Raw genomic sequence first — 15,075 nt, 5'->3', positions numbered from 1 at the left:
GCCGTTCAGGAGACGGCGCGATATGCGGCGGCTTTGCCCATGCCGGAACCGGTGCTTTCGACCTCCCCCCGTTTTTCCAGATACTCCAGGGTCAGCCGGACCCAGCCTTCGGCAAAGAGCCGTTTCTGGGATTCGGCTCCGGTGTAAAGCCGCAGCAGGATCTCCTTGATCGTCAGGCCTGTCGGCCCGGCGCCTTTGATCAGGGCCAGCACTTCCCGGGTGCGTTCCGCGCGGTGATCCAGCAGTTCCCGGACCCGGGGCCTTGGATCGGTGATGGGGCTGCCGTGGGCGCTCAAGATCAGGTTAAGACTCGGCAGGGCCAGGACCTGTTCCAGGGTCCGCTCATAGGCTTTAAGATCGGATCGAGGCGGGCCGAGCCAGGTGGTGACCGAGCGCATGATGTTGTCCCCGGAAAAGAGGATGCCCCGGGCTTCATTATATAGGAAGATATGGTCATCGCAGTGGCCGGGCGCCGGCATAATCCGCCAGGGCTCGCCGTTGACGGACAACTCGGCGTCTTCACCGAGGATTTCATCCGGGTTCCGGGAAAACCGGGTTCCCAGCAGGGCCGGCTGGAAATATTTCAGCACAACGGTGGTCAGCAGCCGTTCCGCCGGGCCGGCGCCGCCGCCGCTGTCGGCCGCGACCTTGTAGTAGTGTTTCCGGGAACTCATGCTGGCGGCCATCTTTTCCGTCAGCAGGGTGCGGACGCCGAACTCCCGTTTCAGATAAGGCAGGCCGGAGATGTGGTCGGGATGACTGTGGCTGGGCAGGGCCCGGGTGATGGTACACCGGCCGCCTCTGGACAGGACCCGTTCCCTGATTCGATGCAGTTCCTTGCCCAGGTGTTCCAGGATTTTTTTCCGTCCGTACCCGGCGTCAAAGATCAGGCCGTCGGGACCTGTCAGCACATAGATATTCACCGGCGGCATGAGGGCGCCCAGGGTGCCGGTTTCGGTGATCATGAAAATGTCGGGGTATATTTCTTCCATTTCATTTATTATATACAGGCTTCATTCTTTTTTGAAATAGTCTCTTGCTATTTGGAAGTTGTTTAGTTTAAAGTTCAACTTTGTAATGTTTACTTGGTGTCGACCATTTTCAACAAAAATGCAATGATAAGAAAAGGAGTCTGTGATGCGTGACGTTTATGTGATCGGCGCGGGGATGACCAAGTTCGGCAAACATATGGACAGGAACATGAAGAGCCTGGCGGGGGAGGCGGTCAACCGTGCTCTGGAACATGCCGGGATCACCAAGGACAAGATCCAGGTGGCGGTGGTCGGCAACGCCTATCAGGGGCTGGTGACCGGCCAGGAATCCATCCGGGGCGAGGTGGTGCTGCGGGCCATGGGCATCGGCAACATTCCGGTGACCAACGTGGAGAACGCCTGCTGTTCATCGGCCACGGCCCTGCAGGTGGCCTGGATGGACGTGGCCCTGGGTCTGCATGACGTGGGCCTGGTGCTGGGCATGGAAAAGATGTTCATGGAAGACCGGGAGAAACGGCTCAAGCTTTTTTCATCTTCGGCGGACGTGGAGATCGTCGAGGCCCTCGTGGCGGCCATGAAGGCCGACGCCGAGAGAAAACGCAAGGAGGCCGAGGCCCGGGGCGAAACCAAAGACGAAAGTAAGGGCGAAAAGAAATCCAAGGGCGGCAGCGCCTTTATGGAAATATATGCCATGGGCACCCGGCTGCACATGGACAAATACGGCCTGACCCAGCGGCAGCTGGCCTGTGTCAGCGCTAAAAATCATAACCACAGCGTGCACAATCCCTACGCTCAGTATCAGAAGCCCATGACCGTGGACGAGGTGCTGGCGGCCCCGCTGATCGCCTATCCCCTGACCCAGCCCATGTGCTCCCCGGTGGGCGACGGCGCGGCGGCCCTGATCATCTGCTCCAAAGACTATGTCAAGAAACTGGGCGTGTCCAAACCGGTCAAGATTCTGGCCACGGTGCTGGGCGGCGGCATGGACCGGGGCTTTGACGATCCGGATCTCGGCGAGCGCCTGGCCAAAATCGCTTATGAAAAGGCCGGCGTCGGCCCCGAGGATATCGATGTGGCTGAATTCCACGACGCCACCGCTTTTGGTGAAGTGATTCAGGCCGAGTCCATGGGCTTCTGCCCCCGGGGTGAAGGCGGGATTTTTGCCGAACAGGGCCATTCCACCCTGGGCGGCAAGCTGCCCATCAACCCCTCCGGCGGCCTGGAGTCCAAGGGCCATCCCGTGGGCGCCACCGGCGCCGGCCAGATCGCGGAACTGGTCTGGCAGCTGCGCGGTGAAGCCGGCGGCCGGCAGGTCCAGAATGCCCGCACTGCCCTGGCCGAGAACGGCGGCGGCAACATCGGCATTGAAGAGGCGGCCATGGTTATCACCATTTTGCAGGCCGATTTTTAAAGGAAAAGTGATTAAGTGGTTAAGTGATTAAGTGGTTAAGGCTTTAAAGTGTTATGGTGTTAGGGTTTTAAGGGGGCTTAAGGGGCTAAAGGGTGGCACGGGCAAATCCTCTGCCTCCTCGACCCCTCGACCCCTCGGATCCTGACTTGTTCTTTGACGGGAGATTGGGAAAAAAAGGATTGCTTACATCATGAATAGCGATAGCACAGACAACACCCCCGTCATCATCGGCGTCGGGCAGATCACGGAAAAGGACGTACCGCCGGATAAGGCGCGCTCGCCCCTGGAGCTCATGCTTGACGCGGTGAAGCTGGCCGCCGGAGACGCCGGTATTGCCGAGGCCATTCTGAAAACCGCCGATCATGTCATGGTCACGACGATGTTCACGGATGACGGTATGAGCAATCCGGCCGGGTGCCTGGCCGACGCCATCAACGCCGGACCGGCCGTCTGCGTCATGTCCGGGTTCGGCGGCACTTCGCCCCAGTGCATGCTGGCCCATGCCGCCGGGCTGATCGCCGACGGCAAGGCCCGTCTGGTGGTGATGGCCGGCGCTGAAGCCCAGCGGACCAAGCTCGATGCCGGGCGCCTCGGCTTGAAGCTGAACTGGGGCGTCGAAACAAACCGGGAAACGCCGGCCCTGTTTTCAACCGTCGGGCCTGCGGATGGCGCCACCAACAGCGAGCACGCCCACAGCCTGTCCGTACCGCCTTATGTCTATCCCCTGTTCGAAAACGCCCTGCGCAAATATTATAACCGTTCCCTGCATGATCATCTGCTGGCCGTCGGCCGTCTGATGAGCCGGTTTTCAGCGGTGGCCGCGGCAAACCCTCTGGCCTGGTTTCCGCAATTCCGCACGCCCGAGGAAATAATTACGGTTTCCCCGGCCAACCGCAACACGGCGCTTCCCTATACCAAACTGATGAATTCCATGCTGATGGTCAATCAGTCCGCCGCCCTGATCGTGACTTCCGCCGGAGAGGCAAAGCGGCTGGGGGTCGGCGGCGACAAACCGGTGTACCTTCACGGATACGCCGAGGCCCACGATCACTGGCATGTGCTCACCCGCGAAAATTATTACAGTTCGCCCGCTGTCCGGGCCATCGGCGACCGTGTTTTTTCCGATACCGGTTTGACGCCGGATGGCATCGATTATTTTGATATTTACAGCTGCTTTCCTTCTTCCATCCAGATCACCCGGGACATGCTGGGCCTGTCGCCGGATGCCGACCGGGACCTGACGGTTACCGGCGGGCTGCCGTACTTTGGCGGTCCCGGCAATAACTATGTCATGCACGCCATCGCCCGGATGGTCGAGGTCCTGCGGGCCAGGCCCGGCAGCCGGGGACTGGTGACCGGCAACTCCTTTTATCTGACCAAGCACTGCGCTGCCGTTTACAGCACCGCGCCGGTGGTGGGAACGCCCTGGCGCGAGGATTTCGACCGCTGCCAGCGAACCGTGGACGACCGCCTCATGCCGGAGGCAGCCGAAGATCCCACCGGGACCGGGCTGATCGAGACCTATACCGTGACTTTTAATCAGCGCAACGAGCCGGATTCGGGCATCATCATCGGCCGGACCGAAGACGGCCGGCGGTTCGCGGCCTTTACGCCCAAGGATCCTGACCTGCTGGCCGCCATGACCCGCGAGGACTTTTTCGACGTCCCGGGGACTGTTTCCCAGGAAGGCATGGTCAACACCTTCAAACCCCTGTAGCCCGCGCTTATCGCACAGGTAGGGGCGGACCTTCAGGCAGCCTGCAAACCGGGAAACCTGAAGGTTTCCCCTACATCGTCCTGGCGGAAAACAATTTCATTTGACAGAAACATCAGCCGGTGAAAAACTGTTCCCACTGAATGCCCTGATCCCAACAATTATCGAAAGGTGATCTGTTATGCCCCGAATCGGCATGTCCGGCATCGCCGTGATGCTGTTACCCATGCGGGAGGCCATGGCGGTCGCCATCGAACTCGGATACGACGCCTTTGAGTTGTCCGGAGAGTTTCCCCAGTGCCTGTGCGACCAGGTGAGTGCGTTTGACCGCAAGGAGGCCAGGCGGCTGGTTGAGTCCGCGGGCCTGATGGTTTCCGTGCACGCGCCCTTTACCAGCCTGAACATCGCCGCCCTGAACCCGGGTGTGCGGGCCGAGTCCATACGCCAGGTGTCGGACGCCATTGACCTGTGCGCCGATATCGGCGGTAAAAACGTGACCATCCATAACGGTCTTTATGTCCTGTCCCGTAACTTCCGCAAGAAAATCCCCCAGATCGCCGAGATCCAGTGGGAGTACAACATCGAGTCCCTGGAAAAGATAGCGGCCCGGGCCCTGTCCCGGGGGATCACCCTCTGCCTGGAGAACATCGGTTACGAGCATAACGCCATCGATCGCAATGTCGATGATCTGCTGACCATCCGCAAGGCCGTCAATTCGCCGGCCCTGTCCTTCTGCATCGATGTCGGGCACGCTCGGCTGAACAACGAACTGGAGGCGGCCATCGCCAAACTCGGCCCCTATGCCCGGCAGGTCCATTTTACCGACAATTTCGGACAGACCGATGACCATCTGATTATCGGCACGGGCAATTTCGACTATTCGCCCTGCCTTGATTTTATCAGGACTTTCGACGGCATCGTTATCCTGGAGGTGGTCAAGGTGGGCACCGATCCAGAGGCGGCCCGCCAGAGCCTGGCGTACTTCAAGTCGCTGATGGGTTTATAATTACAGAACAAAATGCTTTTTTTGACATCATATCATTATGGGTGAACGGGAAGACCGATCCATGACCAGCAAAAATATCAGCACAGCCCCTCACCGGGTCATGATGGTTGACGCCGATTATCGGGACGGCTCTATGTCCGCGGCCGTGGAGGCCGCGTTTGAGGCTTTTCCCCTGGAATTGACCGGCAAACGGGTTCTGGTCAAGCCCAACATCCTCGGCGGCCACAGGCCGGAAAAGGCCGTGACCACCCATCCTTCCGTGATCGCCGCCGTGGTCGCGCGGCTGAAAAAAGGCGGGGCCGAGGTCATGGTGGGCGACAATTCCGGTGTCCATGGTTACGGCCGGTCCGACGAGGCCGCCCGGATTTCAGGGATAATGGACGCCGCCGGCGACTGCTTTATCCACCTGGGCGGAAAACCGGTGCGCCATGAACTGCCCGGCCGGGGTATCGGTCATGCCATGATTTCAGAGGATGTGCTGACGGCCGACATCGTCGTCAATCTTCCCAAGCTCAAGACCCATGGCCTGACCTTTTACACCGGTGCCGTGAAAAATACCTTTGGTTATGTGACCGGCGGGGACAAGATGCGGATTCACGCCCGGGCCGTGACGCCGCGGCGCTTTGCCGAAGCGTTGGTGGACATTTATGCCATCCGGCCGCCGGAGTTCAACATCATGGACGCGGTGGAGGCCATGGAGGGAAACGGGCCGAGCAACGGCCGGCCGCGCCGGGTGGGAAAAATAATGGCCGCCGACAATGCCGTCTGCCTGGACGCGATCGCTTTGCGCCTGGTGGGAAAAGACCCGCAAGCCATTCCTCATCTGGCTGTGGCTGCCGCCAGGGGCCTTGGCGCCATCGACGCCGATGAAATCATTGTCAACGGAGATTTCGTGCCGGTCAGGGATTTTGTCATGCCGGCCACCTTTGTTCCCGGCCTGATGGGCATCGTTCTGAACCGGTTTCTGTCGCGCTGGATCAACTGCCTTCCCGAAATTGACGAGGCCGCCTGCAAGCGTTGCCGTCTGTGCGTGGAGCACTGCCCCACGGGAGCCATGACCGTCAAACCGGGGGAATGCCCCCAGGCCGATAAGAACAAGTGCATCAGCTGCTACTGCTGCCAGGAAATGTGCCCGGAGAACGCCATAGTCCTGCGCGGTCGGGTGATCCGGTTGCTGCGGCGGTCGATGTATTAACCGGATGCCATGAGAAAAACGAAGTGCGAGGGTTAGGGCTGCCGGCAGGCGGAACGCAGCGAATGTTACGCATCTGAGAAAGGAGACCTTCATGGAAATTGTCAAAGGCTTTCCCGCGACCAGTCAGGACAACTACCAGCTCAACGTCACCAGCATCGTCAAACACGCGGCCCGCGTCTTCGGCGGGCAGGAGATCGTCAGCCGGCGGCTGGACGGCGGCCTTTACCGGTATACCTACGCCGAGGCATATGAGCGCATGAAGCGGCTGGCCAACGGTCTGCGCCATATCGGCGTCCGGGTGGGCGACCGGGTCGGCGTCCTGGCCTGGAACAGTCATGAAAATTATGAAATTTATTTCGGCCTGCCCGGAACAGGCGCGGTCATGCTGCTGCTCAATCTTCGTCTGTCGCCCCCGGATCTGGCCTATGTGATCGATCACAGCCAGGCCGACTTTATCATCGTGGACGAGACCCTGCTGCCCATCGCCCACGCCGTGGCGCCCCTGTGCCGGAACATCAAGGCCTTTGTCGTCATCACCATGCCCGGCAAAAAACTGGCGGAAGTAAAGACCGACCTGAAGAACCTCTATTCATACGAGGACCTGATCGCCGGATCGTCTCCGGATTTTGCCTGGCCCCACATGGACGAGACTTCGGCCTACGCGGCCTGCTACACCACCGGCACCACCGGCAGACCCAAAGGGGTTTACTACTCCCACCGGGACGTTTACCTGCACTCCTGCGCCATCGGCGTCAACACGGAGATCTCCCCCCGGGACACGTACTGCCAGATCGTCCCCATGTTCCACGCCCTGGGCTGGGGCCTCAGCCAGGCGGCCACCATGGCGGGCGCGCGGCTGGTCTTCCCCGGCATGTACACCCTGGATACACTGGAGGGACTCTGCCGGCTGATCGTGGAGCAGAAGGTCACGGTCAGCGCCGGGGCCCCGGCCATCTTCATGCCGCTGCTGGAGTACATCCGGAAGCTGGACCGGAAACCGGAACTGAAAGGGGCGCGCTTTCTGTCCGGCGCCAGCGAACCGCCGGTGTCCATGATGAAGGGATTCTGGGATCTGACCGGGGTGGAAATCATTCACGCCTACGGTGCCACCGAGACCACGCCCCTGGTGACCGTCAACCGCATCATGCCCTGGCTGGAAGCCCGGCTGGATGAAACCCAAAAGTGGGAACTGAAAAAGAAGCAGGGCCTGCCCGTGGTGGGCCTGGATGTAAAGGTGGTGGACGCCGCCGGCCTGGAAATATCCCACGACGGTAAAACGCCGGGTGAGGTGCTCATGCGGGGGCCCTGGATCACGGGGCGATACCACGACGCCCCGGGATCGGAAGCCCAGTTCACTGCCGACGGCTACTGGCGCAGCGGTGATGTCGGCACCATCGACGCCGACGGCTACCTCAAGATCACCGACCGTCTCAAGGACGTCATCAAGAGCGGCGGTGAATGGATCAGTTCCGTGGACATGGAAAACGAGATCATGTCCCACCCGGCTGTCCTGGAGGCGGTGGTGGTGGGTATCGCCCATCCCAGGTGGGAAGAAAGACCCCTGGCGCTGGTGGTCCTGCGGCCGGAGGAAAAGAACCGGGTTTCGCCCGAAGACATCAAGGACCATTTGGCCCGATCATTCGCCAAATGGCAGTTGCCCGACGAGGTCCTGGTGGTTGACCAGATCCCTAAAACCAGCGTCGGCAAGATGAATAAGAAAGTTGTCCGGGAAGACTACCGCGAGCACTATCGGAAATAGGCGCGGTAACGGCCGGAACGCCAGAACGGATCGTTTCCCCATGAGCCTTAAAAACCGGGGAAGGCGAAAACAGGAGGGAGCCGGATGAAAATAAAAATCGTTGCCGTGATGTGCGCGGTTATGTGCCTGATATTTTCTACCGGCGCCTGCGCCAGGGCGGAAAACGCGGAAAAGAACAGCCCGCCCGCCGCAAACGCGCCACCGGCGTCCGGGCCGAAAGAGCCGGTTTTTACCTGCACCAGCGCGGGCCGGTGGTATCCTGACGATCCGGCAAAATTGCGCAACATGGTTAAAGGCTTTCTCGATAAGGCCGAAGGCGGACAGATAACGGACCGTATTGTCGCGCTGATCGCGCCGCATGCGGGTTATCCCTTTTCCGGACCGGTCGCCGCGCATGCCTATAAACAACTGGAAGGGCTGCATTTTGATTCGGTCGTCGTGGTCGGGTTTTCCCATCATGAGTTTGCGCCGGAAATCGCGGTCCATCAGGCCGGCACGTTCCGCACGCCGCTCGGTGATATCCCGGTTGACGCGGATCTGGCCGCCGCGATCATGGCCGAAAACCCCGTCATCAAATACGATCCGGCCATTTTCGTCGGTGAACATTCCCTCGACAACCAGCTGCCTTTCCTCCAGATGACGCTTTCCGGGTTCACGCTCGTTCCCATCCTGTTCGGCAGTCAGACGCCGGAGAATATCAATATCCTTTCGGACGCGCTCGCCAGGGCGCTGAAAGGCAAAAACGTCCTGCTTGTGGCCAGTTCCGACATGTCGCATTTCTGGCCCCAGGATGAAGCCAACCGCATTGACGCCGAAACCATCAGCCGCGTGACCGCGTTTGACGCGGACGGTATCGCGCAAATGATGCAAGGCGATTCGTCCGGCCGCAAGCTTTGCGGGTTCGGCGCCGTGCAGGTCGTTTTGCGCGCGGCCGGGGCCCTCGGCGCTGACGAGGCCCTCGTTCTCAAATATGCCACGTCGCAGGATACGTTCGGCCCGACCGGCAACGGCGTCGTCGGCTATATGGCCGTGGCGCTGGTTGACAAGAAGGGTAAAAACACACTGATAAACGTCAATCCGAAAGAGGCGGCCGTGTCGGCGCCGCCGGAGGAAAAAAGCATGAAACCCCATTACGGCGGTGATCTCACCGAAGCGTCTCAGAAAGAACTTCTGGCCATTGCCAGAAAATCCCTGGAAACCTATATCCGCACGGGCAAGACATACACGCCCGATTCAGAGAATCCGCAGCTTCAATCCAAACGCGGGGTTTTTGTGACGCTGACCATCAACGGGGCGCTGCGCGGCTGCATGGGCTGGTTCGAACCCAATACCCCGCTGGCGGAGATCGTGGCCAGGCAGGCGGCCGTCTCCGCCACCCAGGACCCGCGTTTTCCCGAGGTGCGGCCGGAAGAGCTGCCGGCAATAGCCATTGAAATTTCCGTTCTTTCCATGCCGCGTTACGTGGATTCCTGCAACGACATCGTCGTGGGCAGGGACGGCGTGATCCTTGAAAAAGGAAATCGCCGGGCCACCTTTCTGCCGCAGGTTGCGCCCGAACAGGGCTGGGATCTGGCCGCCATGCTGTCTCACCTCGCCATGAAGGCGGGACTGCCGGCGGACGGCTGGAAACAGGGGGCGCGGTTTCAGGTCTATACCGCCCAGGTTTTCGGCGAGACGGAATGATATCCCGGCGTTAATCCCACCGGGCGCCCAGCATCCGGCTGACGTTCACCGCCGACTTGACCGCGTCTTCGTGGAGCCCGAAACCGAAATGGGAGCCGCAGAAATAGGTTCTCATTTTGCCGTTCAGCGAGGGCAGTTCCTTGATCGTCGCGGTCGAGGCATGGTCGTAAATCGGTGTCCGGAACACTTTCTGAAACTCGATCAGGTTCTTGTCGATTTCCACATTGGGGTACTGCGTTCCCATGAACATGCTGTCTCTGGGGACACCCCGCTGGAACCGGTAGTGGGCGTTGATGGACGTGTCTATTTTCCCGTTGTCGTCGGTGTAAAGATAGCTGTACATGGCCCAGAGGTCCTCGGGCGGATAGTGGTTTTTATCGCGGTGGACCACCACCAGGCCGTCATTGTACCGCCACGCCCCCAGCAACCGCTTTTCGTCTCCGGTGGGATTTTCGATCATGGCCAGGGCGCGGTCGGCGGGGCAGGCGAAAATGACCTTGTCGAAGGCATGCGCTGTGCCGTCCTCCATGCTCACCGTCACGCCGTTTTCGTCCCGCCGGACCGTCTGGATTTTCGCGTTCAACTTGATCCTGTCGCCCAGGGGCGCGGCCAGTTTTTCGACGTATTCGCGGGTCTTGCAGGGAAACAGCCGCCAGGAGACGAAGCTCCTGAAGCTTCCGAACTGCTTTTCGATTTTGGCGAACACGAACTCGGCGGGCGCCCCCATCAGGTCGTCCCAGGACATGGAGGTCATGATGCAGATCGGGAAAATCGCCAGCTTGAGCACATCGTCCTTGAGCGACGGCAGCAGCGGCAGGGCCTGCCTGAGTGTTAGCCCCTTCATCTTTCCCTCGCGGTACATCCGAATGCCCTTGTTGTAGTTTCTGACAACGATGGCCTGGTGGAAAACGCCCTTGATGTTTTTCAGGCTGAAAGTGTTCCGGGGGGTGGTGATGTCGCAGCTCATAAAATAACTGCGTTTCGTTTTAATATTGAAGAACGACTGGCTGGCTCCTTCCAGCGGCAGGGTCGGGAATTTGATGCCGAGCTTCTTTAACAACTTGCAGAAGTGGGGGTACTCTCTTTTCGAATAGAAGAAGACGGTGGCGTCGAGTTCCTCGCCGTTTGATGTTTTCAACGTGTAGACATTGCCGCCGAGGCGATTGTCCTTTTCAAACAGGGTGATATCGTAAAGGTCGTGTAAAAGGTATCCCGCCGTAAGGCCGGCCACGCCGCCGCCGATGATCGCAACTTTCTCCATGACTGTTTCTCCCGCCGGTACTGGTTTATCCTTATGAAATCCCCTGTTGACGACATTTTTTTATATCAATAGCAAGGCGGTTCTGGTGTGTCAACCACGGCAGCCCGGCGGCGGCTGATATCCGATTTGATGGCGCAAGACAATGTCATGATTTCCAGTCACAGCGCATTCCCGTGTCGTATCATCCACGGGGAGAAGGCCTGTCAGTGATACGGATAGATCGAAGCATCGGCCCGAAGGTGTGGAGGGAGGGCCTTTTTATTCACATCCCAGGTGATGGTTGATTTCACGACAAAGCCCGGTGGGCATTCCGGTTTTTTTCCCGTCGATGCTTGAGACAGGCACGGCGCCCATGAGGGCGTTGGTCAGCAGCACGGCTCCGGCTTCAAGGCATTCCGCCGGCGTTACCGCCGCCTGCCGGACGTCATACCCCTGGCCGGTTAGAAAATTCAGGGCCGCCCTCTGCGTGACGCCGGGCAGGACGCAGGGCGAGAGCGGGACGGTCACGGTACGTCCGCTGACCAGCAGAATGCTGGCCGTGTTGGTCTCCGAGACGGTGCCGTCGGGGTTTAAGATGATGGCTTCGTCTTTTCCCGCGGCCGCGGCCCATTTCCCGGCTAGGTAATAATAAAGGTAGTTCATGGTTTTATGGTCGGCCGTGGCTGTCAGTCGGGGATGGGGATAAACGCCCAGGTCCAGGCCATCTTTTTCCAGCGCAATCAGGCGATGGACATAAGGCCGCGCCGTCACCACCAGGGTGTGATCATAGGGCGGCTGTTCCCGGGCGCCGAGGACGGCCATTATTTTTATGGCCGCCGGCCCTTCGGTTAAACGGTTTTCCTTCAGCACCTGATCGATGACCGCCGGCCAGGTGATGTCCGGCGGCGGTGTTGAAAACAGGGCCTGCCAGGAGGCCGTAAACCGTTCCAGGTGCTCGGCCAGCAACCGCGGCCGGCCGTTGTCAACGCGGATGGTTTCAAACAGGCCGGCACCATACTGGAATCCCGGCGAGGACACGGCCATGGGAACGGTCTCCTCCCGCGACAGCCGGCCGTTGATCCAGCGCCAGGGCCGGTCGTCTTTTGCGTCTGTCCCTTTGTCCAGGATGTTCAGTACCGTGGCTGCCTTGGCCAGGGTCTCGCGGTATTCGTCGGCCGGGTCGGAGTCAAATACAATGCCGCCGCCGGCGGAATAGTAAAGTCGATTACCGCGGATAATGGCCGTGCGGATGGCGATGGACAGGTCCATGGAATCGTGAAAGCCGATGTAACCGATGGAGCCTGTATAGACGTGCCGGCGGCAGGGTTCCAGTTCGTCGATAATTTCCATGGCCCGGATCTTGGGGCATCCCGTGATAGAGCCGCCGGGAAACGTGGCGGCGATGATGTCGGCCCCGTCGGCGTCATCGCGCAGTTCACCCTCTACCGTGGACACCAGGTGGAAAACATTGTCGTAGGCTTCCAGTTGCTTATGCCCGGTGACCCGCACGCTGCCGCCCCGGCAGACCCGGCCCAGGTCGTTACGCAGCAGGTCGACGATCATGGACAGTTCGGCCGTGTCCTTGGAGCTGGAGAGAAGGGCGGCGCTGTTGGCCCGGTCTTCATCCGGCGTCCTGCCCCGGGGCCGGGTGCCCTTGATGGGCCGGGTTTCAAGTTGCCGGCCCCTCTGCCGGATAAACAGCTCCGGTGAGGTGGAAACGATATGATGGTCGCCGGCATGGATAAAGGCGAAAAAGGCGGCCGGGTTTTTCGCGAACAGGTCGAGAAACAGCCGGTAAGGGTCGCCGGAAAAAGCGGCTGAAAACCGCTGGGAAAGATTGACCTGGTAGACATCGCCGGCGGCGATGTAGTCGATACATTTTTTTACCGCTTCCCGGTAACCGGTTTCGGTGAAGTCGGACTCCGGCCGGCCGACGGTATAGCCGGAGGTTTCCGCCGCCAAGGGAGGGGGCATCAACAAGTCGTCAGGCATCGTGTTATGTGCAATTGCAGAGAAGCAGGGAATGTGGGCCGTCGTTTCCGAAGTCTGGCGGTCATGAATCAGGATCAGTCGCGGCGCCGTCAGATACATATCCGGCAGGCCCAGGTCGTCGACGGATGTCCGGGGCAGGGTTTCCAGGCTGTCCTTGAAATCATAAGCCAGGTAGCCGAAAAGTCCGGCAGCCACGGGACCGGGCAGTCGCGGGTCATCCTGGCGGAATCGGGACAGGATCTGTTTGACGGCTGCTAAAGGGTGCAGATCAAAGGTCGCGGTTTGCTTTTCCGTCCGCAGGGTGACCGCACCGTTTTTGGCCGTTATCGTTAGCCATGGGCGGGCGGCCAGGATATGATAGCGAGCGCAGTCCGAAGGACCGCCGCTGGCCAGCAGCACTGTTCCCGGAAGGGCCGCATAGGGAGCGGCGAAATCAAGAAACGGCCGGTCGATGGATACGGCCCTCGAGATGACGCCGACCGGTCTCGGAAGGGCTTGTAGCAATTGTTCCATTATATTTTTATCCCGCGGCCAGAAAGTTTTCCGCCAGGCGTGCGCCGTGTTCCGTGAGAAAACTCTCCGGGTGAAACTGGACCCCGAACAGGGGATAATCCGGATGATGGATCGCCATGGCGACATGGTCGGCGGTTTCCGCGGACACGGCCAGCCGGTTGCTGTCCGGCTCCACGGCCAGGGAATGATAGCGGGCCGCGGTAAAGGGCGAGGGGATGCCGGCGAAAATAGGGCCGCCGTCATGGAAGACGGCGTCGGTCTTGCCGTGGACCGGCAGGGGCGCCCGGACCGTGCGGCCGCCGAAGGCTTCGTTGATGCACTGCATGCCCAGGCAGACGCCCAGGATCGGCATCCGGCCGCAAAAGGCGCGGATGATGTCAACGGACAGGCCGGCCTGTTGCGGCGCCTTTGGTCCCGGACTGATAACCAGGTAATCCGGTTGCATCAGTTCGATTTCTTCAATGGTGACGCGGTCGTTCCGCCGCACCGTTATGTCCAGATCAAATCCCAGGAACAACTGGACCAGGTTGTAGGTGAAGGAATCGTAGTTGTCGATCATCAATAGTTTTGGGGACACCATACTTAATTCCCTAAGCCGGGGGCGCCATCTTTAATTCGGTGGAATTAAGTATGGTGTCCCCAAAATAAAAAAGCCACCGCAGACATCAGAGTCTGGGTGGCTTAAGCCTGTTTCATAACTCCTGACACTATCAAAATATGCCTGGCGTCATATCATTTGCCGGGAGGCATTGCAACAGAAATAACGGAACAGGCAACATAATCATTGACATCAATTGATGAATCGCGATATTTGTTTTGTTCGTGGGGTGGTTAAAATTGGGGTGATGGAAGTGGGGGCTTCCGTCGACCCCGGAAACAGCGTTTTTCCGGCAAACTGTCCGGTATGTGTAGTTTACATGAATGGCTGGCGGTTTTAATGGGGCAGAGTCCGAACGGATGTTCCCGGGGCCGGACTTAAAAAGAAATCGCCAGGGAGGAGGGAATATGGAGATCACGGTCAAGGGGACGGTCTTGACGGATCTGGTCAAGATCGTGCGCAAGGAACCGCAGCTTGCCTGGAACGATTACCTGAAGCCGGAAGACTGGGACATTATCAACAGCGAAATTCTGGCCACCCAGTGGTATCCCGGTGATTTTTTCTACCGGCTGTCCTACGCTGTTTTCAAAGTGGTCGCTCAATCCGATCTTAATGTCTGCTTTGATTTCGGGAAAATTGCCGCGCACAACCTGGCCCAGGTATACAAGTTTATCATTGTCCCGGGAGATCCGGGCGCCAGCATGGAACGGTTTCTGATCCGCCGTAAGGCGTTTTTCGGCGGCGCCTATTCCAGCGCTGAAACCGGACGGATCAAAAACGGTCATGGCTGGCTGTCGTTTCTGTATACCAACGCCAATCCAGAAGTGAAAGGCAGTGAAGTCGCCGGCGTCATCGCCCACACGGTCGCCGGGGCTTTATACGAACTGGCCGGACTTACCGGCGGCAGAAACGTATCCTCGAAGGTGGCCCAAAAAGGCGATTTTTTCGAGATCAAGATCGAATGGAAATAAA

11 protein-coding genes are annotated in these 15,075 nt (G+C 59.4%); 7 read left to right on the top strand and 4 right to left on the bottom strand.

All coding sequences use genetic code 11. The features are described from left to right. Nucleotides 1-5: 5 nt before the first annotated feature. On the bottom strand, nucleotides 6-992 hold the full coding sequence (locus AB1724_05670) for an MBL fold metallo-hydrolase (protein ID MEW6077277.1): 987 nt from the start codon (nucleotides 990-992) through the stop codon (nucleotides 6-8). Between the two features lie 145 nt (nucleotides 993-1,137). Here AB1724_05670 and AB1724_05665 point away from each other — a divergent pair, with 145 nt between their 5' ends. The 6 genes from AB1724_05665 to amrB all read left to right on the top strand — a co-directional run bounded on the left by AB1724_05665 (nucleotide 1,138) and on the right by amrB (nucleotide 9,760). Then, nucleotides 1,138-2,403 (top strand): thiolase family protein, encoded by a 1,266-nt coding sequence (locus AB1724_05665; GenBank protein ID MEW6077276.1) that lies wholly within the window; start codon nucleotides 1,138-1,140, stop codon nucleotides 2,401-2,403. Between the two features lie 190 nt (nucleotides 2,404-2,593). Further along, nucleotides 2,594-4,120 carry an acetyl-CoA acetyltransferase gene (locus AB1724_05660; protein MEW6077275.1) on the top strand — a complete coding sequence of 509 codons (1,527 nt, stop codon included), beginning with the start codon at nucleotides 2,594-2,596 and terminating at the stop codon, nucleotides 4,118-4,120. A gap of 178 nt (nucleotides 4,121-4,298) precedes the next feature. Continuing rightward, a complete protein-coding gene (locus tag AB1724_05655; GenBank protein ID MEW6077274.1) occupies nucleotides 4,299-5,123 on the top strand; it encodes a sugar phosphate isomerase/epimerase family protein in 825 nt (274 codons plus the stop codon). A 61-nt stretch (nucleotides 5,124-5,184) separates the two neighbouring features. Further along, nucleotides 5,185-6,318 carry a DUF362 domain-containing protein gene (locus AB1724_05650; GenBank protein ID MEW6077273.1) on the top strand — a complete coding sequence of 378 codons (1,134 nt, stop codon included), beginning with the start codon at nucleotides 5,185-5,187 and terminating at the stop codon, nucleotides 6,316-6,318. Between the two features lie 91 nt (nucleotides 6,319-6,409). After that, the gene (locus AB1724_05645) at nucleotides 6,410-8,077 is read left to right on the top strand and encodes a long-chain-fatty-acid--CoA ligase (protein MEW6077272.1); all 1,668 of its coding nucleotides are present in this window, start codon (nucleotides 6,410-6,412) and stop codon (nucleotides 8,075-8,077) included. Between the two features lie 84 nt (nucleotides 8,078-8,161). Continuing rightward, complete coding sequence (gene amrB / locus AB1724_05640; GenBank protein ID MEW6077271.1) at nucleotides 8,162-9,760, top strand: AmmeMemoRadiSam system protein B; 1,599 nt, start codon at nucleotides 8,162-8,164, stop codon at nucleotides 9,758-9,760. A gap of 10 nt (nucleotides 9,761-9,770) precedes the next feature. Here the strand turns inward: amrB and AB1724_05635 are convergent, their stop codons facing one another. From AB1724_05635 to AB1724_05625, 3 genes are all read right to left on the bottom strand, one after another. Further along, nucleotides 9,771-11,021 (bottom strand): FAD-dependent oxidoreductase, encoded by a 1,251-nt coding sequence (locus AB1724_05635; protein MEW6077270.1) that lies wholly within the window; start codon nucleotides 11,019-11,021, stop codon nucleotides 9,771-9,773. Between the two features lie 258 nt (nucleotides 11,022-11,279). Continuing rightward, nucleotides 11,280-13,505, bottom strand: a complete 2,226-nt coding sequence (gene pabB / locus AB1724_05630; GenBank protein ID MEW6077269.1) for an aminodeoxychorismate synthase component I — start codon at nucleotides 13,503-13,505, stop codon at nucleotides 11,280-11,282. Between the two features lie 7 nt (nucleotides 13,506-13,512). Continuing rightward, nucleotides 13,513-14,085, bottom strand: a complete 573-nt coding sequence (locus tag AB1724_05625; GenBank protein ID MEW6077268.1) for an aminodeoxychorismate/anthranilate synthase component II — start codon at nucleotides 14,083-14,085, stop codon at nucleotides 13,513-13,515. Nucleotides 14,086-14,510: 425 nt separating this feature from the next. Between AB1724_05625 and AB1724_05620 the strand changes: the two genes are divergently transcribed. Continuing rightward, nucleotides 14,511-15,074: a hypothetical protein gene (locus AB1724_05620; protein ID MEW6077267.1), complete on the top strand. Its 564-nt coding sequence runs from the start codon at nucleotides 14,511-14,513 to the stop codon at nucleotides 15,072-15,074. Nucleotide 15,075 lies beyond the last annotated feature (1 nt).

This window comes from Thermodesulfobacteriota bacterium (genome assembly GCA_040753795.1).
In the GTDB taxonomy this organism is placed as follows: Bacteria; Desulfobacterota; Desulfobacteria; order Desulfobacterales; family Desulfosudaceae; genus JBFMDX01.
The sequence above is the reverse complement of the archived record's forward strand: the minus strand, read 5'-3'. Positions and strand labels throughout refer to the sequence as shown.